Source organism: Urbifossiella limnaea, assembly GCF_007747215.1.
GTDB classification, from domain to species: Bacteria; Planctomycetota; Planctomycetia; order Gemmatales; family Gemmataceae; genus Urbifossiella; species Urbifossiella limnaea.
In genome coordinates this window covers 7077838-7101691 of the sequence record NZ_CP036273.1, presented here as the reverse complement: position 1 = coordinate 7101691, position 23854 = coordinate 7077838, and the positions used below count along the sequence as shown (strand labels likewise).

Below are 23854 nucleotides of genomic sequence, written 5' to 3'. Positions count from 1 at the left end.
CCGAGCTAGTCAGCGGTTGCACCCGCGACCGTTACTCAGGCCGAGGTTTGTGCGCCGTCACGGCACGCCGAGCACCTCCGCCGCCTCCCGACGGACGGTAGCGAATACGATCGTCACCGGGTCGTCCGGCGGGCGGTTCGCGCCGGTCGCCCGGTGCCGCTCGTCCGCCCGGGCGAGGCACCGGCGGGCCGTCGCCGCGTCCCCGAGCCGGTGGTGGGCCATCGCCAGGAACAGGTCGGCGACGGCGTGCGACGGGGCGGTCGGGTCGTGCCGCGCGGCCTCGGTCAGGTCGCGGACCGCCCCGGCGTCGTCGCCCGCCCGGTAGCGGGCCATGCCCCGCAGCCAGAATTGGGCGAACGGGTTCAGCTCGGCCGGGATGGCGGTTTCGACGAGCTTCGTCATGGCCGCCGGGTCGCACCCGCCGGGGGCCATCAGTGCGAGCCGGCAGGCGAGCGACCGCCGGTAGACGTGGGCCGCCGTGAGCGGGCCGAGCACCCGCCCGCCGACCGGGGCGGTGACGCGGTCGCAGAGCCGGCGGTACGAGGCGCGGTCGCCGTCGCGGAGGAGCCGGGCGGCGAGGGGGAACGCGACCGCGAAGTCGTCCGCCTTCGCCCGCCCGGCCAGCGCCGCCGCCTCGGCGGGGGTGAGGTCGTCGAGCCGGCCGGTCTTGGCGATCAGGTCGCCGCGGCGGGCCTGGAGCTCGACGTCGCCGGGGTTCTCGGCCAGCATCTTCCCGACGTGCCACAGCGCGGCCCCGAGCCGGCCCTCGGCCTGGGCCTCGGTGGCGTGCAGGTCGTGCCAGAACTCGAGCCGCCGCCGCCGGGCCTCGGCCGCGACCGCGGGGGCGGGCGGCCCGCCGTCGAGCACCCACACCCGGCCGGTCCGCGACACCACCGCCAGCGACCGGCCGGACGGGTGGAAGTCGAGCCCGACGGCCGCCGCCGGGAGCGGGACGGTGAACAGTTCGAGCCCGGTGTCGGCGTCCCACACCCGCAGCCCGACGGCCCGGGCGTCCTCGTCCCCGAGCCCGCCGACCACCCGCTCGCCGTCCGGGCTGAACGCCAGACTCCGCACCCACTGCCCCGCCCCCTGGAGCGCCCGCAGCGGGCGGCCATCGGCGGCGTCGTACAGCCCGACCACGCCGTCGGTCGTGCTCACGGCGAGCCGCCCGCCGGCCGGGTCGATCGCGGCCACGATCACCTGGGTCGGGAACGCCCGCTCCCACCGCTTGCCGCCGGCCGCGTCCCACACCCCGACCACCTTCTTCACGTCCGCCGTCGCCACCCAGGTGCCGCCCGGGGCGAGGGTCACGAACTGGGTCAGCGCGGTGGGGCTCTTGAACTCGGCGAGCGCGGTGCCGGCCGCGTCGTATAGCCGGGCGGTGCCGGTCCAGTCGATGGCGGCGAAACGGGAGCCGTCGCGAGCGAACGACGCCTGCCCGGTGAACGGGGCGCTGAAGGTCTGCCGCGGGTCGGGGATTGTCGGGGCGGGTACGCCGGCGGCACCCCGACCCTGGACGGACACGAACGGGAACGCCTCCCGTGGGTTGCGGTCGCTCGCCGCCCACCGGCACCCGCCGGTCGGAGTCACGAGCACCACCTCCCCGCCGTCCGGCGCGAAACCGGCCCCGAGGACGTACCGGCCGATCGACTTCGTCGGCTCCGGCCTGGCGGCCCCGGCCCCGAGCCGCTCGCCGGTCGCCGGGTTCCACAGGCTCAGTCCGGTCCCGGCCGTCACGAGCAGCCGGTCGCCGGTGGGGTCGAACCGGGCGGCGGCGTTCGGCGGGAGCCCGGTCGGGCTCGCCGCCATCACCGTCTGGCGGCCGACGGGCCGGGCCTCCGGGGCGGTGGTCAAGTCCCACGCCCGGACGGCGCTGGGCGTGTCGGTGCTGGCCGAGACGAGCGCCCGCCCGGTCGGGTCGAAGGCGACGACCTCCGGCACCCGGTCGTGCCCGCGGAGCGCGCGGACCGGCCGCCCCGAGTCCGCGTCCCACACCCGGATCACCTTGTCGTGAATCCCGGTCGTCGCCACCCACCGCCCGTCCGGGCTGAACGCGACGGCCGTCACCGGGCCGGGGTGGGCGGCGACTTGAAGCCGGAGTTCCCCGGTGTCGGTGTCCCAGAACTTGACCGTGCCGTCGGCCAGACCGGCGGCAACGAGCCGGCCGTCCGGGCGGAAGGCGAGGCCGCGGAGCTGGTGGACCGACACCTCCCCGCCGGCCACGCGGAAGCCGTCGTCCCGGATCACGCGGAGGCTCTTGCCGGTGTCCGCCGCCCACAGCCGGAGCGTGCCGTCCGCGGCGACCGAGGCGACGACCGGCCGGGTCGGGTGGAACGCCACCTGGCTTACCATCTTCGCGTGCCCGGTCATCGTCGCCGTCGGAGCGGCGGTGGCCGCGTCCCACAGCCGGACCGCCTTGTCCCGCCCCCCGGACACGACCCACCGGCCGGACGGGTCGAACGCGACCGCCTCGGTCCCGCCGGTGTGGCCGGCGAACCGGACCCTCTCGGCCAGGGTGTCCACGTCGTGCAGGGTGAACCCGTCGCGGCCCTTGCCCGGCTGCGCATGCAACTGGTAGAAGGCGACCGTGCCACCGGGGCCGATCTCGGCCCGGTTCGCCGGCACCCGCACCGGCACGACGGCGGGGTCGGAGTCCGTGAAGCGGGACAGCCCGCGGGTGTCGGCGACGACGAGCCGGCCGGCGGGGTCGAACCCGAACCCGCGGACCTCGAACCCGCTGAGCCCCGGGACCCGGCCGTCGTCCGCCCGGGCGAGGTGGTCGAGGTGATACCAATCCCAGCGGCGGTGTTCGGGCGGGCAGTCGGCCAGGAGCGCGGCGGCCCGGCCGAGGTTCCCCACCTGCCACTCCCGGAAGGCGTGCGCGACGGTGTGCAACGTGACGGTCCGCTGGGCGGCCGTCCGTGCGGCCTGTTCGGCGGCGAGGGCGGCGTCGGCGGCGCGGCGGGCGTCGGTCTCCTTCCCCAACGCCGCGGTCTCCCGGCCGAGCGCCGCCTCGGTCTCGCCCCGCCGGGCCTCGATCGCCGCGTTGCTCGCCAGCAGCACCCCGACCGTCGCGGCCAGCCCGAGCACGGCCGCCGCGGTCGTCGTCACCACGAGCGGCCGGTTCCGCCGCACCCACTTACGCCCGCGGTCGAGCGGGGTCGGGGGGCGGGCGGTGATCGGCCGGTCGGCCAGGAACAGCCGCAGGTCGGCGGCGAACGCCGCGGCCGTCTGGTACCGCTCGGCCGGCTCCTTCGCCATCGCCGTGAGGGTGATCGTCTCCAGTTCGGGCGGGAGCCCGGCGGCCCGCGTCCGCGGCGGCGGCGGCTCCTCCTCCAGCACCTTCCGCAGCAGCGCCCGGCGGTCGTCGGCCGCGAACGCCGGCTCCAGGGTGAGGAGCTCGTACAGCGTGACCCCGAGCGAGTACACGTCCGCGCGGGCGTCGAGTGCGACCGCCCGCCCGCCCGCCTGTTCGGGGCTCATGTACCGGACGGTGCCCATCAGGTCGGCGGTGCCGGTCAGGTCACTGCCCGGGAGCTTGGCGAGCCCGAAGTCGGCCACCCACACGCCGCCGGCGGCGTCGAGGAGCAGGTTCCCGGGCTTCACGTCGCGGTGGACGATGCCGCACTCGTGGGCGTGGTGGAGGGCGTCGGCCGCCTGGGCGACCAGTCGGGCGACCTCGCGGTAGTACGCGGGGGTGCCGGCCGGGGCGGCGAACGGGCGGCCCGGCGCCGGGGTGGCGGGCGGGGCCGTGTCGGCGGCCGGCGGGGCGGTGGTGGCGGCCGGGGTGGCGGCCCCGGCCCGCAGCCCGGCGACCACGTCGGCGAGCGAGCGGCCGTCCACCAGATGCATCGCCAGGAATGGGACGCCGGCCGCCTCCCCGACCGCGTACACCGGAACGATGTGCGGGTGGTGGAGGGCGGCGGCCGCCATCGCCTCGTGCCGGAACCGCCGCCGCGCCCGGTCGTCGAGCCCGGTCGCCGCCAGGAGCACCTTCACCGCCACCCGCCGGCCGAGCGACACCTGCTCGGCCTCGAACACCACCCCCATCCCGCCCCGGCCGAGTTCCCGCCCGAGCCGGAAGTCGCCGAGCACGGCCCCGGAGCCGACCGCGGCCGGGGGCGGGCCGTGGACCGCCCCGTGGACGAACTCGACCGCCCGCAGGCAGTCGTCGAGCACGCCCGCGAGGTGCGGGTGGCGGGCGAGGTACGCGGCCCGGTCCGGCCGCCGGCCGGCGTCGTACTCGGCCTGGAACGCGGCCACGACGGCGGCCGCGGCCGATTCGGGGTCGGGGGTCGGGTCGGGCATCGGGCACCAGGCGTCGAGCCGTGACACCACCAGTAGTTCCGCCGGCCGGCGGAATCCGCCACCGGTCAGGGGCTGCCGTCGAGGGCGCGTCGGAGGGCGACCAGCCCGCGGACCCAGAGTTTCTGGACGGCGTCCTCGGTCCGCCCCATCCGCCGGGCCACCTCGGCGAACGGCAGCCCTTCGAGCTGGCGAAGGAGGATCACGTCGCGGTAGTCCGGGGTAAGCCGCTCGAGGGCGTCGCCGAGCCGGGCCAGATCTTCCCGTCGGGCGGCGGACTCGCTCGGCGACGTGCCCGGGTGCGACAGCCCGCGGGCGATCGACTGCGAGGACGAGTCCAGCTCCTGCTCGATGGATTGTTCCAGCCGGACGTCCCGGGCCTCCGTCCCGAAGTACCGGCGAACCAGGTGGGCGAGCTGGCCGGCAAGGACGCGACGGAGCCAGGCGGCGAGTGCGTCGGCCGTCTCCCCCCGGAACGCCGGGAATTGCCGGTGGGCGTCGAGGAAGGTGTCCTGCACGACGTCGGCCGGGTCGGCTTTGCTCTGGAGTCGTCGGCCGATTTGGATTCTGGCGAGGAGGAGAAGATAGCTCCGGTACGATTCCAGGAGTCGGCCGAGGGCGGCCGTGTCTCCGGCCCGTGCGGCAGCCAGCCCCGAAACGGCGGACTCCGGTGATGGAGACATGGTTGCGGTGTCGGGATTCGGAACCGATCGCGAGTGCGGTTAAGGTAGCCCGAATCGGTCTCAACGTCTTTTTGGCGCTGTCACGGAGGTCACGACGCGAGCGGCCCGGGCGTTGACGGTCTGCCGCTCGGGCGACGACGCGCGCTACGCTGCCGACCTGACGCCCGACCCGGGCCGCCACGTGGGCGGGTCGAGTCGGGCAGACGAACCGGGGTTCAATCCCGGTAGGACACGACCGCCTGCTGGGTGGTCGGCGGGAGGGGCTGGAACACGCTCCGCACGAACCCGGCCGCGGCGAACACCCGCTCGTACTCGGCGAACGTGTACGCGTCGCCGGCCGCGGTCGTGGCGAGCATCGTCAGGGCGAACGCGGCCGTCGCCGGCGGCGTCACCCGGTCCGGCTCCGGGACGAACTCCAGCGTAACGGCCCGGCCGCCCGGGGCGAGGGCCGCGTGGGCCTTTGCCGCCAGCCGCTCGCACGTCGGCAGGTCGAAGTGGTGGAGGAAGTTCGTCAGCAGGACCACGTCGTACGGCCCGCCCCAGTCCAACTCGAACGCGCTCCCCGGGAGCAACGCCACCCGGTCGGCCACGCCCTCCCGCGCGGCGTTCTCGGCCGCCACCACCAGCACGTTCGGCCAGTCCAGCGCCGTGACGCGGGCGGCCGGGCAGCGGCGGGCGACGGCGATCCCGAACAGCCCGTGCCCGGCGGCCACGTCGAGCACGCGCAGCCGGGTCTCTTCGCCGTCGCCGACCAGGTCGGCGAGGATCCGCGCCGGGAGGCTCATCATCGGGGCCATCGCCCGGGCGAACGCCACCCACACCGGGTTGTCGTGCGACACCGTCCCCTCGGCGGAGGTCGCCGTCCCGCCCTTGCGGACGGCCGCCGTGAGGGACTGGAAGCACTCGCGCAGCTGGGGCGTGAGGAGGAACTCGAGCGCCCCGCCGAGGTAGGCGGGGGAGGCGCGGTTCAGGAAGGCGTCGGCGTCGGGGGTGAGGGCGTAGCGGTCGGCCGACTTGTGCAGAAGCCCGACGACGGTCAGGTAGTCGGCCAGGATGCGGACGCCGCGCGGGGACGCGCCGGTCGCCGCGGCGAGGTCGGCGGTCGCGGTGCGGCCGGCGGCGACGTGGGTGAACAGGTCGAGTTCCACCGCCGCCTTCAGCGCCTCGGTCCGCTGGTAGGCGTTGGCGAGGTCGAAGAACGCAGCCGGGGACGGCGGGGCGGGCGGCATCGGCATTCCTTCCGCGGACGATAACGGCGAAGCGTCATTCTAGGTCGGCCACCCGGCCCGGCGGGCGGAACCGCGGCCCCACGGAGGTGGTTCACGGGCTGGCCTTTGCCGCAGACGGGTCGCGGCTGATGTCGGCGTCCGGCGACGGCACGCTGCTGGTGTGGTGCGCAGTCACGCCGCCGGAGGCGGCGAATTCTTCCGGGCTCTTAAACTCGCTCAGGGCGGGACGTAATGCCCGCCGGAACCGCCCGCGGCCGGCCGCGGTGAGCTAGGCTTCCAGGGCGCCCGCGCCGCCCGAGGTTCCCATGCCGGCATCCACCGACCCTCCCTCCTCCCCCGGTCGCGGCGTCGTGTTCGTCCTCCCGAAGTAACCGAGCGGCCGTGCCAGCCATCGACCCGTCCGTGTCCGCCAACCGCCAGGCCGGCGACGAGCCGGTCCCCGGGTACGTCCTCGTCGAGCCGCTCGGCCGGGGCGGGTTCGGGGAGGTGTGGAAGTGCGTCGCCCCCGGGGGGCTCCACAAGGCCGTCAAGTTCGTCCCCGGCGGCGGCGACCAACTCCGTCAGGAGGCGGCCGCGTTCGAGCGCGTCCGGGCGCTCCGCCACGCCTTCCTCCTGTCGCTGGAGCGGGTCGAGCTCATCGGCGGCGACCTCGTCATGGTGATGGAGCTGGCCGACGCCCAGCTCCAGGACCGGTTCGACGAGTGCCGCCGCCGGGGCCGGTGCGGCATCCCGCGGGACGAACTGCTGCGCTACCTCGCGGACGCCGCCGAAGCCCTCGACGTGATCGCGGCCCGGTACGGGCTCCAGCACCTCGACGTGAAGCCGGCCAACCTGTTCCTCATCGACGGGCACGTCAAGGTCGGCGACTACGGCCTCGTCCGGGCGCTGGGTGCCGGCCCGACCGAGGCCGGGCTGACTCCGAAGTACGCCGCCCCCGAGGTCCTCCGGGGCAGCGCCGACGCGCGGTCCGACCAGTACAGCCTCGCGCTCGTCTACTACGAGCTACTCACGGGGGCGTTCCCCTACCCCGGGCGGACCGCCCAGCAGTTGATGCTCCAGCACGTGAGCAGTGCGCCGGACCTGACGGCGCTCCCGGCGACCGACCGGGCGGCGGTCGGCCGGGCACTCGCGAAGGAGCCGGCCGACCGGTTCCCGAGTTGCTCCGACTTCGTCCGGGCGGTGGCGACGGCGGGGGGTGGGAACCCGGGGTCGGGCGTCCTGTCGTTCCCGACGACCGTAGCCGACCTGCAACTCGGCGCCGAGACGCGCACCGCGCCCGTCAGCACTGTGGTGACCCCGGCGCCGGCCGAGACACGGGTCGCCCCCCGCGCGCCGGCCGCGGCGCCGGCCGACCTGCCGGTCGTGGCCTTCGTCCCGCGGCTGCGGCCGCGGCCGGGCCGCGCCGGCGACCTGTCGGCGGCCGAGTTTATCGAGGCGGTCGTTGCGGCTGCCCGGTACGAGAGCGGCGCGGGCGAGCCGGCGGCGGACGGGACGCGGTCGTGCCGGTTCCTGTGTACGACGTCGGCGGCGGTGCTCCCGTCGAAGTTGGCCGGCGTGGCCCGACAGTTCGGCATGACCGTGGAGGAGTGGGAGTCGGGGGCGGTCCTGCGCCGGCCGCTCGGGCCGAGCGGGCGGGGCTCCTCCGGCGCGGCCGCGGGCGAGTTGTGGGTGCTGGTCCAGCGGGCCGCGCCGGGCCCCGAGACGGTCGCCACCGCGGGGCTGGCCGGCGAGCTGACCGCGGCCGACCAGCGAACGTACCTGGCGGCCCTACCCGGGGTGCTGGCCGCGGTCCGCGGGGCGGTCGAGACCCTGCGCGACCGCCGGGCTCACCCGCGGTACGCCGTGGGGCTCCCCGTCCGCCTCCACCCGGTCGGCGCCGACGGGTCGATCGGGGCGGCGGAGGACGGGGTGAGCGAGGACGTGTCCGCGGGGGGCGTGCGAATCCTGACCCGTGCGGCCGCCACGTGGCGGCAGGTGTACCTCGAGTTCCGGAGCATCGAGGGGGTGGCCGGCAACGCGCTGCTCGCGGCCGTGGTTCGCTCCGAGCCCGGGTCCGGAGGCCACCGCCTCGCTTGCCGGTTCATGTCGTAGAGCCGACCACAGGTGTCCACGGGGTGTTGCCAGCAACGCGAAGGCAGTCGGGCCTTCCCCACGAAAAGTGGACACGGAGTTAAGCGGACGCGGCTGTAGAACGCCTCCAGGTGCTCGAAGATCTCGGCCCGCGCCTGGTCACGGGTCATCGGTGCACCGCCGACCCGAATGGCTCCGCACCCCGCCGCCGTCGTCGGCTCGGCGGGGTGCGGGTGACGACCGGATACTACCCGACCCAGACGCCGCTCCGGTCGGCCGGGTCGAACGCCAGGAAGGTGTCGAGCACGTCGAGGGAGATCGGCTCCAGGATCTTGACCACCGGCCCGTCGCCCGGGCCGGCCCCGAGCAGCAATTCGCTCCGGCCGTCCCCGTCCCGGTCGATCGCCCCGACCCGCACGCCGGCCCGGGACGCGTCACCGAACGCGAACACGTCGGTGACCGACGACAGGTCGTGCCCGTCGAACACTCGGGCCCGGCTCCCGCCGCCGTCGCCGGGGCCGGCGATGATGTCCATCCGCCCGTCCCCGACCACGTTCCCGACGGCCAGGTAGACCCCGCCCCGGAACGACTCCTCGAACGCCTGGAACGACTGAACCACCGCCTGGGTGATCCCGTCGAACACCTTGACGTGCGGCCCGCCGCCGGCCAGCGGGGCGGTGATGATGTCCGCCTTCCCGTCCCCGGTCACGTCCCCGACCGCCACGCTCGCCCCGTTCCGGAGGCTCGAGTCGTAGGCGAAGAACGACCGCACCTCGGCCCCGGTGACCCCGTCGAACGCCCGGATGTGCGGGCCGCCGCCCTCGGTCGGGGAGGTCACGATCTCCGCGACGCCGTCGCCGTCCAGGTCCCCCGCGGCCACGATCACCCCGCCGCGGAACGTCGGGTCGTAGGCGAAGAAGCTGCGGACCTGGGCCCCGGTCGCCCCGTCGTACGCCTTGACGTGCGGCCCGCCGCCCGGGCCGGCCCCGACGATCAGGTCCGGCACCCCGTCGCCGGTCAGGTCACCCGTCGCCACGTGGACGCCGCCGGTGAACCCGGGGAAGGCGTCGATCTCGCGGATCAACGCCCCGTCCAGCCCGTACTGCCGGACGAGGCCGCTCCCCCCGCCACCCACCGCGTAGACGTCCACGTTGGCGGCGGTGAAGGTCACCAGCCGGGTCCGGATCTCGAGCCGGTCGGAGTCGCGGTCGCGGGCGGTGATGGTGATTCCGAGGGTGGCCGCGCCCTCGCGCGCCGCCCGGACCGTCAGCCCCGGAAGCTGCGCCGCGGTCAGTTCCCAGCTCCCGTCGGTCCGCCGGATCCCGCCGGAGAGCGTGGCGTCGGCGGGGAGGCCCGCGACGACCACGGACAGGACCTCGTAGATCCCCGGAGTCGATTCGACGATCCCGATCGGGAGTGGGAGCAGCTTCCGCTCGATCCCGGCCACCGACCCGGCATCGACCGCGAACGAGTCGACGTTCGCGGCGGTCATGGGCACGGTCAGAACCGTGGTCGCCTCCCGGCCGGTCTTGTCCTCCGTCGCGACGCCGGTGATGGTCAGCGTCGCGGTCCCCTCGTGGGAGAACTGGACGGTGAGCCCCGCCAGGTCGCCCGGCGCGAGGACCCACGACCCGTCCGGTTGCTTCACCCCGGCCGACAGGGTGGCGTAGTCCGGCACGCCGGTGATCACGACCGAGAGGGTCTCGAACACGTCGAGGTCGGCGGCGGCGATCGTGACCGGCAGGACGAGCGGGGCCCGCTCGTTCCCGTCGACCGGGCCGCCCGGCCCGGTCATGTTCGGCGCCGTCGGGACGGCGTTGATCCCGAACGCCCGGCCGCCGATCCCGTCCACGTGTTCGGCCATCGTCCCGGACCAGAACAGGTCGTAGTTCCCGAGCACCCCGCGGGCGTACACCGGCTCGATCTGCGGCCCGCTGGTCACCGTGTTGACGACCTGCTCGCCGGTCTCCGGGGTGCCGTCCGCCCGGTACTGCCGCTGGAACACCGCCCAGCTCGACCCGTCCTGGTTGATCGTCTGCCAGGCGATCGCGAACCGGCCGGCCCCGTCCACGCCGACCGCCGGGAACCGCTGCGGGGCGGCGACCGTCTCGTTGACCTGGAACTCCTGGGCCTGCGGGGAGGTGCCGTCCGGGCGGAACTGGCGGGCGAACACGTCCCACGACACGCCCGTGCCGGTCGCCTGGTTGATGCTCTGCCAGGCAACCACGAGGTCGCCGGCCGCGTCGATCCCGATGGCCGGGTGCTCCTGCGCGTCCTTGGTGTACACGTTCGCCAGGAATTCGGGGTTCGGGGCCACCCCGTCGGCCCCGTACCAGCGGACGAAGACGCTCTTCTCGGTGTCCGTCGGGTCGTTGACGACGTTGTGGTCGCTCACCCACGCGACGGCGAACTGGCCGGCCGCGTTCATCGCCACCTGCGGCGAGTACTGGGTCGTGGCCGTCTCGGTGTTCACCCGGAACTCCGCCGCGAGCGGGGTCGCGGTGGTGCCGCTCGTCGCGAACCGGCGGCCGTAGATCTCGGTCAAGTCCTCGGTCGCGTCCTGGGCGTCCGACTGCCAGACCACGACGAAGTTGCCGGCCGCGTCCGAGGCGACCGCCGGGGCGGTCTGATGTCCGGTCAGGGTGGCCTCATTCACCACGAACTCGGCCCCCGGAACGAGGGCGCCGGCCCCGTCCTGGGTGAAGACCCGGCCGACGACGTCGTAGCCGTTCGCGGTCCGCGTCTCGGTCTGCCACACCACCACGAAGCCGTTGCCCGGCAAGGCCGCGACGGCCGGGTGGCTCTGGTAGCCGAGCGTCGTGGTGTTGACCAGAAACTTCGCCCCGATCAGGGTGCCGTCGGCGGCGACCCGCTGGCCGTAGACTCCGAACCCGCTCGCGTCGTCGGCCTCCTCGAACGCCTGCCACACGACGACGTAGGTGCCGTCTGACAGGATCGCGGCGGCGGCCGGTACGTCCTCGCCGGCCCCGACCACGGCCAACTGGAACTCCAGCCCGTTCACGTTGACCGCACCGATTCCCGGGGCCACGTCGGTCGAGCCGGTCGCGCCGAACCGGCGGGCGAACAGCGACGGCTGGTGGCCGCCCTCGCCCTCGACGCCCTCCTCGCCTTCCGTCCCGCCGTGGCTCGGGACGAACGGCCCGGCCCACACCGCGACCGCGTTCCCGTTCGGGCCGACCGCGACGGCCGGGCTGGTCTGCGGCCCCTGCTCGTTCACGTTGACGATGAAGTCGGCCCGGAGCTCGGTCCCGTCCGCCAGGAACGCCCGGCCGACGATCCCCCAACTCTTGCTGTCCGCCCCCTGGCTCTGCCAGGTGACGAAGTAGTTCCCGCCGGCGTCGATCCCGACCGCCGGCCCCCGCTGCGGCTGCGAGGTGACGGTGTTGACCAGGACGTTCGTGGCGTCCAGCCCGTCGCCGTTCGCGTCGAACCGGCGGGAGAACACGTCCGACCCGCTCCCCTGCTGCCCCTCGGCCTGCCAGACGAGGACGAACCGCCCGTCCGGGGTCATGGCGACCGCCGCGTTCACCTGGTCGTGCTGGGCCGCCGCCGTGAGCTGGTACTCGGTGTGGGCGGCGTCGGTCGGGCCGACCAAGGTCAGCGCGGCGTTGTACGCGAAGACGGTCCCGACGACGACGTTCGTCGCCTCACCCTCGGAGCTGATCGGCCCCGGGCCGGTCCAGGCGACGACGGCTCGCCCGTCGCCGGCCGCCGGAACGCCCGTCGCGGCCATCGCCGACGTCGGGTTCCGCTGGTCGCCGGTGGCGATCGAGATCTCGCTGTCCACCGTACCGAGCAGGCCGGCCGCGTACGTGCCGTACCGGCCGTAGATGTCGAGGCCGGTGGTCGCGAGGTTCTGGTCGGTTTGCCAGACGAGGCTCATGACGCCGTTCGCGTCCATCGCCGCCGCCGGGTTGGTCTGGCTGCCGGCGGTGGTCAGGTTCGCCGGCAGCTCGGTGGACGACAGCGTGAAGACCGGTGTCGCCCCGCCGGTGTCGAGGGCCGCGGTCCGGTAGTACACGTCGTACGCCCCGCCGCCGGCCGACTCGCTCTGCCAGGCGAGCACGACGTGCCCACTCCCGTCCGTCGCGATCGTCGGGCGGGACTGGTTCCCGGCGGTCGTCTGGTTCGCCAGGGACGGCGTGCCGACCGGCGTCCCGTCCGCCAGGAACGCCTGGGTGTACACCCCGACGCCGCTGCCGTCGGTTTCAAGACTTTCCCACGCCGCGACGAAGTCGCCGGCCGGGTTGACCACGGCGACGACGGGCGGGCCGGCCTCCGACCCGGTGACCCCGGCGACGGTGAACTGCGGCGCGAGCGGCAGGGCAGCGGGCGTCGAGCGGTCTTCGAGCTGGGTCAGGGCCAGACTCGCGGCCGACCGACGGGCGGTTCGGGTGCGAAACGCACGCAGGTTGTTCGACATCGTTGCGTCCTCAGGAGAATGGGCGACCCCGGGCCACCGACCGGGTCGGCGGGTTGGGCAATCGCGGGAGGCCGGGTAAGCAATCGGTGGTGAGCAAACGCAGCGGTCGTGCCGGCGCGAAAGAATTCCGACACATCGCGAGAAACCGATATATTTGGTCGTCGTTTCCCCTGCATTCCTGTGGCTTCGCAGCCGTCACTCCGTCGATCACCGCCCCCCGATGCCGGCGGCCGGGGTCGGAGCCGTGTGTGGGGTGTGCGGCGATGACACAGGTGTGCCACCGCCGGTGGCGCCGCGCCGACCGTGATCCCGGCCCCGCACGGCACCGAGGCCACCGGCTTCAACGTGACTGCGGACGCCGGCGCCCTGGTCACGCGAGCCGTGGCGACGGTCGTGAACGCGCTCGTCTCCGTGGCGGCCTACTCCGCGGCAAACGACCTGACCGGGAAGACGAACGCGGACGTTGCCGCGCTGTTCCAGCGACTCGGGCTCGCGGTCGGCGACGGCGCGGCCACCCGGGGTGCTCGCCACCGCCCTGAACGTGTACGCGACGGCTGCGTCACTCGGCGGCACCCAGGGCGCGGCCGCCGGCTTCCAGGCGTCGGCCGCGGTGCTCGGCGCGCGGTCGTACAACGTCCGCGGGTGCGGCGCCGCGGTCGGGGTGGCGAACGGCTCGACGCGGAACGTGTACCAGCTCATCTTGGCGGTGAACAACCTGGCCCGACGCGGGCTGCTCTACAATGGCAACGGCAGCCTGCTTGACGCTGCCAAGGAGTTGTTCCGTGGGCTGAACTCGATCTGACGGGCGCGGCCGGGCGTGCCGCAGCCGCCTTCTCCGGGCGCGGAACGTGCAACGTGATCGGAGGACCCACGGTCAAGCCCGATCACGACCGCACCCGTGGCTGCACGGGTGCGGTCGGCCCGTTCGACGAATTCGAAAGGCACCATGAACGGCCCCGCGCCCGACGGCTACCGGTGGCTCTCCAAGGAGCCGGTCATCGCCGGGGTCGCCCTCGCGGCCATCGCGACTCACCTGGTACTGCGCTTCGCCCTCGACACTGGGGGAACGCTGCTCGGGTTTCCCACGCCGGCGGTTCCGCTGCTCGCCGCCCTGACCGTCGGCGGCATTCCCCTCGTCGCCGGGCTGGTGCTCCGACTGGTGCGGCTGGACTTCGGGTCGGACCTGCTCGCGGGCATCTCCATCGTCACGGCCGCCGTTCTCGGCGAATACCTCGCGGGCACGCTCGTCGTGCTCATGCTGTCGGGGGGGCAGGCGCTCGAGGCCTACGCCGTGCGCCGGGCGTCGTCCGCCCTGCTGGCCCTCGCCCGGCGGATGCCGTCGCGGGCGCACCGCAAGCGGGACGGGCAGGTCGCCGAGATCGCGCTGGCCGAGGTCGTGGTCGGCGACCTGCTCGTCGTGTTCCCGCACGAGACGTGCCCGGTCGACGCGGTCGTGGTGGAGGGGCACACCACGATGGACGAATCGTACCTCACCGGGGAACCGTACGTCCTGTCCAAGGTCGTGGGCTCGGGGGTCCTGTCCGGTGCCATCAACGGCGAGGGCGCGCTGACGATTCGCGCGGAGAAGACGGCGGTCGACTCGCGGTACGCGAAGATCATGCAGGTGATGCGCGAGTCGGAGCAGCGGCGGCCCGCGCTGCGGCGCCTCGGCGACCAGCTCGGCGCGGTGTACACGCCGGTCGCGGTGGCCGTCGCGCTGGTCGCCTGGGCGGCGAGCGGCGACGCCCTGCGGTTCCTGGCCGTGCTGGTGGTCGCCACCCCGTGCCCGCTCCTGATCGGCATCCCGGTGGCGATCATCGGGTCCGTGTCGCTCGCGGCCCGGCGCGGCATCATCATCAAGGACCCGGCCGTGCTCGAGAAGATCGACACGTGCCGCACCGCGATCTTCGACAAGACCGGGACACTCACCTACGGGCGCCCGGAACTCACCGACGTCCTCCCGGGCGAGGGCTTCACCAAGGAGGACGTGCTGGGCGCGGTCGCCAGCCTGGAGCGGTACTCGCGGCACCCGCTGGCCGCCGCGACGGTCGCCGCGGCGGACGACGCCGGTCTCGCGCCCGCGGCCGCCGCGGAGGTGAGTGAGCGCCCCGGGGAAGGGCTGCGCGGCACCATCGGCGGACGCGCCGTGCAGGTGACCAGTCGCAAGAAGTTAGTCGCGCAGCTGCCCGCGTCCGCGGGGCTGCTCCCGCCGCTCGCGGGCGGGCTGGAGTGCGTCGCACTGATCGACGGGCGGTACGCGGCGACGTTCCGCTACCGCGACGAGCCGCGGGCCGAAGGGAAGGCGTTCATCGGCCACCTGAAGCCGCACCACGGGTTCGAGCGCGTCATGCTGGTGTCCGGCGACCGCGAGTCGGAGGTCCGGTACCTGGCCGAGAAAGTCGGGATCACTGAAGTCCACGCGGGGCAAAGCCCCGAACAGAAGCTGGCACTCGTGCGCGAGGAGAGCCGGAAGGCGGGCACCGTGTTCATGGGCGACGGGATCAACGACTCGCCGGCACTGACGGCCGCGACGGTCGGCATCGCCTTCGGCCAGGGGAGCGACGTGACCGCCGAAGCCGCCGGCGCGGTCATTCTGGAGAGTTCCCTCGAGCGGGTGGACGAGTTGCTTCACATCGGCAAGCGGATGCGCGCGATCGCCCTGCAAACGGCTATCGGCGGGATGGCACTGAGTCTGATCGGGATGGTCGTCGCGGCGGCGGGTTACCTACCCCCGGTCGCCGGCGCGGTGACCCAGGAAGTGATCGACGTCCTCGCCGTCTTGAACGCCCTGCGCGCGTCGTTGACGCCGCGTGTGCTCACGGATTATGCCAGCTGAAAGGTCTACCGGTTCTGTGAAGCACGGCGTCCGATCTCGTCACCCGGCGGCGTGCACTGCTGGGAGGTCGGGCGTTGTTCGACACGCGGTGAGGATCGGGCTTCATCCAGGGTATCTCGCCTCCAGCCCCGCTACTCCATCCAGGTCCGCCTTCGCCCCCTCGAACTCCACCGTTGCCACTCGCCTTTCCGCTGTGAGGTGAGCACACGGCGTGAGGTCGTCAGCCGTACAACAGCCGACCGGCACGGCGACGACGAGGTCAAACTGACCCGGCAATGTCATACCGCCGACCGCCGGCCTTAACCGCTCCGGCTGCCCGCGCACGGTCATCGGCCCTCCCCCGCCCACCACGCCAGCCGGGTTGAGCCCAGACGGCAGGTGGTTGGCCTCGCCCAGCTGCTACCGCGCGGGGGCTGGGTGCAGGTCTGGAACGAGACACCGTGGGTCAGGCCGTCGGACCGGTGGCGCGCCGACAAGCCCCGGGGGGGGCGTCCTGCTCGACGTGGCGGGCGACGAGGTGCTCGCCAGCGGGCTGTCGATGCCGCACTCCCCGCGGTGGCACGACGGCCGGCGGTGGGTACTCGAGTCGGGGTCCGGCCGGGTCCTGCTCATCGACGCCGCGGGCGGCGCGACGGAGGTCGTCGCCGGGCTCCCGGGGTTCGCACGCGGGCTGGCGGCCGCCGGCCGGTACGCGTTCCTGGGGCTGTCGAAGATCCGCCCGACGTCGGCCATGGACGGGGTGCCGCTGGCCGCCCGGCGGGCCGAGCTGAAGTGCGGGGTGGCGGCGGTGGACCTGGCCGCCGGGCGGGTCGTCGGGCTGCTGGAGTTCCAGACAGCCGTCGAGGAGATTTTCGACGTTCAACTGCTGCCCGGGGCGCGCTTCCCGGAGGTGGTCGGGTTCCAGAAGGAGTCGCTTCACCACACGTTCGTCGTGCCACCGCAACCGCCGCCCACGCAGGTGACCACGAGAGCCGAGGGGATGGGTTCTTGAGCGATCGGGAGTAGGCCGGGCGCGGGTGCGGCTATACCTCGGGCGAGGGCTTCGCCGGCGGCGGAGCTCCCCACGAAAAGGTCTACACGCCGGATTTCAAGCTCCAGGCTGTGAGGATGATCACCGAGCAGAAGCTCTCCGTGGCCGGGGTCGCCCGGCGATTCCTCGTGTACCACCTTGATCGGGTGCTCCCCCGCCACGTCGGCGGGATCGGGAGGTTCGCCCCCCGGTACCTCCGCGCCCTTGTCCGGATCAAGGAGATGCTCCCGGGGCCCCCCGCGCGCCGGTGAGCTAGGAGGCGGGTCGCTACGCCCGGCCACCACCGAGCGCCCGCCCGAGCCAGGCGCGGGCGTAGGCCCAGTGACGGTCGGCGGTGCTCGGCGAGAGGCCAAGCGCGGCCGCCGCCTCGTCGGCGGTGAGGCCGGCGAAGTAGCGGAGCTTCACCAGCTCGGCCTTCTCCGGGTGCGCCGCCGCGAGCGCGTCCAGCGCCTCGTGCAGCGCCAGCAGCTCGTCGTCGGGCACCGGCGCGGGGACGGCGTCCGGGTCGAGCGCGGCGCGGCCGCGGTCGCCCCCGCGCTTCGCGGCCTGCCGGCGGCGGGCCTGCTCGACCAGGATGCGGCGGATGGCCTCGGCCGCGGCGGCGAAGAAGTGGCCGCGGCCGTCGAACCGCTGGTCGCCGACGAGCCGCAGGTACGCCTCGTGGACGAGCGCCGTGGCGTCGAGCGTCTGCCCCGGCTTCTCCTGCGCCAGCCGCGCGGCGGCGAGCCTGCGGAGCTCGTCGTACACGAGCGGCAGCAGGTCGGCGGCGGCCTGCCGGTCGCCGCGGTGTGCCGCTTCGAGGAGCCGTGTCACGTCGGTCACCGCGTCACCTCCCGCGGCGGCGGGGCAGTCCGCTCCACCTCACCGAGCACCTCCCGGAAGTCCGCGCGGCCGCGGAGCGGGGCCAAGTCCGGGTCCGTCCGAAGCGTTCTCAGGTCGTGCCACCCCGCCCGGCCCCACTCCCGCAGGAGGCCGACCGCGCGGGCGGCGTACTCCTCCCGCCGGTCCGGCACCTTCGAGCTGGCGATCGCGTACACTCCGGCGACGGTGAACTTCGCGGTGATGAGGTCCGGGGCGGCAAGCACGGCGGCGACTTCGGCCACGGCCTCGTCCACCCGCCCGGCAGCGGCGAGCGAGAGGGCCCGGTTGGCCCGCGGGCGCGCCTTCTCGCCCGCCGGGGTGAGGTCGATCACCCGGTCCCACTCGGGGACCGCGCGGTCGTCCTGCCCGAGGGTGTGGAGGGTCATGGCCCGGTACCAAAGGGCGTCGCGGAGCTGCTGCTTCCCGGGCCGGTTCGGCTCCTTGTCCCAGACCGCCGTCAAGGCGGCGACCTCCTTGTCGTGCCACGGCAGGGCGGCCGCGTGGTCGTTGACACTCCGCAGGAGGAGCGTGTACGCGCCGTACGCGCGGCCCAGATCGAGCCTGTCGAACCCGTCCGTCCCCGCCGCCACCCGCCGCTCGAACACGTCCAGCGCCTTGCGCAGGTGTTCCTCGGCCGCCGGGCGGATGCGGAGCCCCGCGTACGCCCGGCCGAGGCCGCGCTCGATCCGGGCGCCAAGGAGTTCGGCGTAGGTGGGCGAGGCGTAGGCCGCGGCGAACTCCTGGTGCCGGGCCGCGGCGAGCTCGAACTGTTCGAGGGCGTCGTGAAACCGCTCCCCGTCTAGGAGGGCTTCCGCCAGGAACAAGTTACTCTGAACCGATCGGAGTTGGTGGAAGGGAATGCCCGGGTAGGCCCGGGCGGTCTCCTCGGCCGCCGCGAGCGTCTTCAGGTACCCGTCGACCGACCGGGGCGGCGGCACCCGGCCGTCGTGCCAGGCCCGCAGGTCGTCCAACGAGGCCCGGTCCCCGAACTCGTCCCGGAACTCGGCCGCCAGCGCGCCGCGGACCGCGAGCGAGGCCTGGTAGTGCCGCTCCGCCTCGAGGGCGTTCCCCGTCCGCCGGAGGGCGTACCAGAGTTCCCGGTGGACCCCGGCGAGTTCCCGCCGGTGCTCGGGGTTCTTCCCGTCGAGCCGCACGAGTCGTTCGAGGACTCCGACCTGATCGCGCCGGAGCCCGATCGATCCCTCATCGTCGTGCCGCTCGGCGAGGGCGTGGGCCAGACCACCGAGGGCGCGGTTGAGGGACACCAGGTGACGCGGGTCGCCGGGGTTGGCGCCGGCCAGTTGCCGGTAGATCGTAGCCTGCTCGCGGAACCTCCACTGCGGGTCGGCGGCGTCTCGCACCGGGTCGGGCATCCCCCCGATGCACATGACAAGGCTCTCCCAGTACTCCGGGGCGGACGGGAACTCGGCCGTGAGCCCGCGCAGCAGGGCGTGACACGTTTCCCAGTGGCGGTCCGCCTCGGGTCGGGCCGTGGCGAAGAGGCGGTACGCGATCATCTGGTGGACGTCGGCCATCTTGTGCCGGTAGTCGCCGGTGCCCGGGTGGTCGGCCACCAGGGTCGCGTACTCGGCGAGCGCCGCCCGGTACCCCTCGACAGCCTCCGCCCGCTGGCCCAGGCGGTAGCGCAGCTTCGCGACCTGGACGAACCCCTCCGCCCGGATGCTCCGAGCCTGTTCCCCGTTCCCCTCCGTCGCGGCGAACTCCTGCCAGCGGGCGAGCGCGGCGTCGAGGTACGCCCGCTCGGCCGCGCCGAGCGCGGCCTTCGACCCGATCAGCTTCTCGACGACGTCGTCGGTGGAGGTGCGGAGGGCGGCCACGGCCCGGTTCCGGGCGAGCACGGCCGCCGCCCGCTCGGCTTCGGCCTCCTGCGACCGCTGTTCCGCGACGAGCCGCTGGCGCTCGGCAACGGCTTCGGCCCGCTTCGCCTGCACCGCGAGGTACGCGCCCGCCGCCACGGCGCCGAGGCCCATGCACACGAACGCGCTCCCCACTCGCACCGCCGCTTTGTTCTTCTGAAGGAACTTCCCGACGCGGTAGCCGAGCGTCGGCGGGCACGCTTCCACGGCGTCGCCGATGAGGTAGCGCTGCACGTCCTTCGCCAGCCCCGCGGCGGTGTCGTAGCGGCGGTTGCGGTCCTTCTCCAGGCAGCGCATCACGATCCAGTCCAGCTCCCCGCGGACGAGCCCGGCCAGCCGCGCGGGGTCGGTGCCGCGGCGCGCCGACACGCCGGTCAGCGTCTCCCCCAGCGAGGTGAGGCGGGTGCTCGGCTTCGGCGGGTCCTCCTCGCGGAGGATGCGGCGGATCTCGTCGAACGCCGCCTTGCGGAACCGGTCGCCGTCGAACGGCGTGGTGCCGGTCAGCAGTTCGTACAGCAGCACGCCGAGGGCGTACACGTCGGCGCGGGTGTCCACGTCGAGCTGGTTCACCTCGGCCTGCTCGGGGCTCATGTACAGCGGCGTCCCGATCATCTGGGCGAACCGGGTGTAGATCGTCTTGTCGGTCAGCGACTGGCCCACCGCCTTCGCCACGCCGAAGTCGATCACCTTCACCACGGGCACGCCGTCGTGCGGGGCCACGAGCACGTTGCTCGGCTTGATGTCGCGGTGGATGACGCCCTTCTGGTGGGCGTGCTGAACCGCCTGGCACACCTGCACGAACAGGGCGAGGCGCTCGCGCGGGGGGAGCTTCTGCTGGTCGCAGTAGTCGGTGATCGGCAGGCCGCGGACGAGTTCCATCACGAAGTACGGGCGGCCCTCGGGCGTGGCCCCGGCGTCGAGCACGCGGGCGATGTGCGGGTGGTCCATCAGCGCCAACGCCTGCCGCTCGGCCTCGAACCGGGCGACGACCTGGCGCGTGTCCATGCCCGGCTTGATGACCTTCAGCGCCACCTTGCGGCGGACCGGCTCGGTCTGCTCGGCGACGAACACGAGGCCCATGCCGCCCTCGCCGATCTGCTCCATCAGCCGGTACGGCCCGACGCGGTCGCCGACCGCCGCGGCCGGCGGGCCGTCGTCGGCGGCGTAGGCGCCGGTGCGGGCGAGGTCGGCGGGCGGGTGGTCGAGGGGGTTGCTGACGGCGTGCGCGGCGAGAAGTTCGTCGATCTCCTGGCGCAGCGCCGGGTTGCCGGCGCAGGCGCGGTCGAGGTACGCTCGCCGCTCGGACGAACTGCCGATGGCGACGGCGGCGGCGAAGAGCGATTCGTCGGTCACGGTCGGGCCTCCGCGGGCGGGTCAGGGGCTTGCCCCTACCATGCGCAGGCCGTGAGCGATTCGCACCAGGAAAAATCGTCCGGCCAATAAGTCCCGCCCCGGGAGATGACCCCGGCGAGCGGGGCGCCGGCCTGCTCCGCCACCGCCTTTCCCCCGTTACCCGCCGCTCACTTCTTGAAGTCGCCGGCGCGGATGATGACCAGCCGCGCCGGATCGACGTGCCGGCGGAACGCCGCGGTGATCGCCTGCGGCGTCAGCTCGGCGATCTTCTTCTCGGCCTCGGCGACGTGGGCGAACGTCCGTCCCAGACTCAGGTTCGACGCGATCTGCCCGGCGATGGCTGCGTCGCCGGTCCGGCCCACCTTCGCCGCCTCCAGGAACGCCCGCTGCGCGCCAGCCAACTCCTCCGACGTCGGGCCGTCGGTCAGGAACTTGGTCAGTTCCTCGACCGCGGCCTTCTCCACCTTGTCGATGTTCTGCGGGTTCGTGATGGCGTTGATCGTCAGGCTCGCCACCGGGTCGCGCGCCGACGCGGTGAACGCCGACGTGACGCCGTACGACAGCCCCTCCTTCTGGCGGATGCGGTCGCCGAGCCGCGACGAGAGCGTGCCGCCGCCGAGGATGAAGTTGCCGAGCCGCATCGCCGCGTAGTCGGCGTCGCCCTCCTTCGCCGGGAACGCCACCGCCGCCAGGAACACCGCGTTCGCCCGGTCCGGCGTCAGGATGTCCTCCTTCGACCCCGGCCGCGCCGCCGGCGCGTCGCGGGCGATCCGCCGCACCGGCACCTTCGACTCCCACTCGCGCAGCACGCCCCGCACCTTGGCGACGGCCGCGTCCGGGTCGAAGTCGCCGACCACGGCCAGCTCGACCTGGCTCGCGCCGACCTGCGTCTCGTACAGGGTGCGCACCTGCGCCAGCGTCAGGGCGTCGGCGCGGGCCAAACTCTCCTCCAGCGTGGGGACGTAGCGCACGTCGCCCTTCGGGTACGACGACAGGGCGCGGGCGAGCTTGTTGTTGGCGAGCGTCGCCGGGTCGCCGGCCGAGCCCGCCAGCGCGGCGCGGCCGGCGCGCTTCATCGTCTCGAACTCGTCGGCCGGGAACGCCGGCTCGCGGAGGATTTCGCCGAGCAGGTCGATCGCCTTCGGGAGCGTGTCGCGCTTCGCCTCGACGGAGAACGTGAGCTGGCCGGGCACGCCGGGGGCGCCGCCGCCGCCCTTGCCACCCTTCCCGCCGCCGCCCCCGCCGCCGCCTGTTGAGATACGCACGCCGAGCGACTCCATCTCCTCGCGCAGCGCCTGCCGGTCGTGCTTCTTGGTACCGGCCGCCATCAATCGCGGCAGCATCCCGGCCGCGGCCTCCTGCCCCTTCAGCGAGTCCTCGTTGCCGTAGTGCAGCGTCAGCACCAGCGACACCGTCTCGCCGCGGTTCTTCTTCGCCAGGAGCCCGGCCTTGAAGCCGCCGTCCTCGATCACCTTCACGCGGGCGTCGAGGTTCGCGGGCGTGGGGTCGAACGCCTCCCCGGCGGCGACGGTGGCGCCGCCCTTGAAGTCCTTCACGATGGTGGCGATCGGCGGCGCGGCCGGCACCGCGAGGCGCTTCGGCTCCGTCTCGGGGATGAACACGCCGACCGTGCGGTTGTGCTTCGGGAAGTACGTCTTCGCCACGCGGTTCACGTCGTCCACGGTGACGGCCGCGAGGCGGTCGCGCTGCACGAACAGCAGCCGCCAGTCGCCGAGCGCCGACGCCGAGCTGAGCGCCATCGCCATCCCGGAGGCGTTCGCCGGCAGGCCTTCGGAGTTGCGCTTGCTGCGGAGCTTCGCCTTCTCCACCTCGTCGGCGGTGAACGGCACGTCGCCGAGCGACTCGAGCACCTTCAGGAGCGTGTCGCGGGCGGCGTCGAGCTGCGCCGCCTCGGTCTGGGCGGACGCGAAGAACAGACCGGGGTCGTGGGCGTTGTCGGCGCGGGCGAACGCGCCGGTGGTGAGCTTGCTCTCGACGAGCGCCTTGTGGAGCCGGCCGTTCGGCGACTGCGAGATGATGCCGGCCATCAGGCTCAGCGGCGCCCAGTCGGGGTGCGACGCGCTCGGGATGTGGTACGCCGCCGCGACCGCCCCGACGGTGCCGACGCGGCGCAGCACGACCGTGCGCTCGCCGTCCTGCGGCGGCTCCTCGGTGTACGTCGCGTCGAGCTTGCGTTCGGGCCTGGGGATCGACCCGAGGTACTTTTGGCAGAGCGCCAGCGCCTTCGGCTCGTCGAACTTGCCGGCGACGATGAGCACGCAGTTGTCGGGCTGGTAGTACTTCTTGTAGAAGGCCTGCAGGTTGTCGATCGGCACGCGCTCGATGTCGGAGCGGTTGCCGATGGTGGACTTGCCGTAGTTGTGCCACTCGTAGGCGGCGGCGTGGACGCGCTGCCCGAGCACGCCCGCCGGGCTGTTCTCGCCGCGCTCGAACTCGTTCCGCACGACCGTGAACTCGCTCACCAGGTCTTCCCGCTTCACGAAGCTGTTCACGAGCCGGTCGGACTCCAGGTGGATGGCGAAGTCGAGGTTCTCGTCGGTCGCCGGGAGCGTCTCGAAGTAGTTGGTGCGGTCCACGTTGGTGGTGCCGTTGAAGCTGGCGCCGTGGTCGCGCAGCTCCTTCGGCACGTTCGGGAACCGCGGCGTCCCCTTGAACACCATGTGCTCCAACAGGTGGGCCATGCCGCTCTCGCCGTACCCCTCGTGGCGGCTGCCGACGAGCACGGTCATGTTCACGGTGACGGTCGGCCGCGACGGCTCGGGGTAGAGGAGCACGCGGGCGCCGTTGGCGAGCCGGTACTCGGTCACGCCCTCGACGGACGCGACCTTCTCCTGGGCCGGTGCGGGGGGCGCGGCCAGGACGAGGAGCAAACAGACGAGGCCGGCGCGGCGCATCAGAACCCCCTGCAGCGTGGGTGCGAGTCGGGACGCGGAGAGGTGGCGGGGCGTGCCCCGCAGGACAGGGTAGTCGGACGCAATGCCACCCGCCACCCGCGAGCCCGCCCCGGCGCGGGGGCGCCGGCTCCAACGGGGCCGGCCCCGGCCCCGCCTACACCAGCACCTCAAGGACCGCTACGCCGACTACGCCTTCCACCTGCCGACGACCGCGGCCCCGAACGACCGGACTGCGCCACCGTGAATGACCC

Annotated in this window: 11 protein-coding genes; 4 read left to right on the top strand and 7 right to left on the bottom strand. The window is 73.7% G+C overall.

The window, feature by feature from the left end; genetic code table 11:
- Positions 1-57: 57 nt before the first annotated feature.
- The 3 genes from ETAA1_RS28790 to ETAA1_RS28780 all read right to left on the bottom strand — a co-directional run bounded on the left by ETAA1_RS28790 (position 58) and on the right by ETAA1_RS28780 (position 6217).
- Positions 58-4338 (bottom strand): protein kinase domain-containing protein, encoded by a 4281-nt coding sequence (locus ETAA1_RS28790; protein WP_145244063.1) that lies wholly within the window; start codon positions 4336-4338, stop codon positions 58-60.
- Positions 4339-4373: 35 nt separating this feature from the next.
- Positions 4374-4988, bottom strand: coding sequence for a sigma-70 family RNA polymerase sigma factor (locus ETAA1_RS28785; protein ID WP_145244062.1), 615 nt, complete (start codon positions 4986-4988; stop codon positions 4374-4376).
- A 215-nt stretch (positions 4989-5203) separates the two neighbouring features.
- Complete coding sequence (locus ETAA1_RS28780) at positions 5204-6217, bottom strand: class I SAM-dependent methyltransferase (RefSeq protein ID WP_202920490.1); 1014 nt, start codon at positions 6215-6217, stop codon at positions 5204-5206.
- A 381-nt stretch (positions 6218-6598) separates the two neighbouring features.
- On the opposite strand from ETAA1_RS28780, the gene ETAA1_RS28775 reads away from it, so the two are divergent.
- A complete protein-coding gene (locus ETAA1_RS28775) occupies positions 6599-8308 on the top strand; it encodes a serine/threonine-protein kinase (RefSeq protein WP_145244060.1) in 1710 nt (569 codons plus the stop codon).
- 226 nt (positions 8309-8534) lie between these two features.
- On the opposite strand, the gene ETAA1_RS28770 is transcribed toward ETAA1_RS28775, so the two are convergent.
- Complete coding sequence (locus tag ETAA1_RS28770) at positions 8535-12731, bottom strand: VCBS repeat-containing protein (RefSeq protein ID WP_145244059.1); 4197 nt, start codon at positions 12729-12731, stop codon at positions 8535-8537.
- A gap of 520 nt (positions 12732-13251) precedes the next feature.
- Between ETAA1_RS28770 and ETAA1_RS28765 the strand changes: the two genes are divergently transcribed.
- From ETAA1_RS28765 to ETAA1_RS28755, 3 genes are all read left to right on the top strand, one after another.
- On the top strand, positions 13252-13533 hold the full coding sequence (locus ETAA1_RS28765) for a hypothetical protein (protein WP_145244058.1): 282 nt from the start codon (positions 13252-13254) through the stop codon (positions 13531-13533).
- Positions 13534-13677: 144 nt separating this feature from the next.
- Positions 13678-15567, top strand: a complete 1890-nt coding sequence (locus tag ETAA1_RS28760) for a heavy metal translocating P-type ATPase (RefSeq protein WP_145244057.1) — start codon at positions 13678-13680, stop codon at positions 15565-15567.
- Between the two features lie 361 nt (positions 15568-15928).
- Positions 15929-16558: a DUF4915 domain-containing protein gene (locus tag ETAA1_RS28755; RefSeq protein ID WP_315851283.1), complete on the top strand. Its 630-nt coding sequence runs from the start codon at positions 15929-15931 to the stop codon at positions 16556-16558.
- A gap of 306 nt (positions 16559-16864) precedes the next feature.
- On the opposite strand, the gene ETAA1_RS28750 is transcribed toward ETAA1_RS28755, so the two are convergent.
- From ETAA1_RS28750 to ETAA1_RS28740, 3 genes are all read right to left on the bottom strand, one after another.
- Positions 16865-17419, bottom strand: coding sequence for an ECF-type sigma factor (locus ETAA1_RS28750; protein ID WP_145244055.1), 555 nt, complete (start codon positions 17417-17419; stop codon positions 16865-16867).
- A complete protein-coding gene (locus ETAA1_RS32525; RefSeq protein WP_202920489.1) occupies positions 17416-20688 on the bottom strand; it encodes a serine/threonine-protein kinase in 3273 nt (1090 codons plus the stop codon). The genes ETAA1_RS28750 and ETAA1_RS32525 overlap by 4 nt, the downstream gene beginning before the upstream one ends.
- Before the next feature lie 167 nt (positions 20689-20855).
- Positions 20856-23603 carry a M16 family metallopeptidase gene (locus ETAA1_RS28740; protein ID WP_145244054.1) on the bottom strand — a complete coding sequence of 916 codons (2748 nt, stop codon included), beginning with the start codon at positions 23601-23603 and terminating at the stop codon, positions 20856-20858.
- Positions 23604-23854 lie beyond the last annotated feature (251 nt).

Coding starts and splice junctions, on each gene's coding strand:
- ETAA1_RS28760 (WP_145244057.1), top strand. CDS start 13,678: ATGAACGGCCCCGCGCCCGACGGCTACCGGTGGCTCTCCAAGGAGCCG.
- ETAA1_RS28740 (WP_145244054.1), bottom strand. CDS start 23,603: ATGCGCCGCGCCGGCCTCGTCTGTTTGCTCCTCGTCCTGGCCGCGCCC.
- ETAA1_RS28785 (WP_145244062.1), bottom strand. CDS start 4,988: ATGTCTCCATCACCGGAGTCCGCCGTTTCGGGGCTGGCTGCCGCACGG.
- ETAA1_RS28770 (WP_145244059.1), bottom strand. CDS start 12,731: ATGTCGAACAACCTGCGTGCGTTTCGCACCCGAACCGCCCGTCGGTCG.
- ETAA1_RS28780 (WP_202920490.1), bottom strand. CDS start 6,217: ATGCCGCCCGCCCCGCCGTCCCCGGCTGCGTTCTTCGACCTCGCCAAC.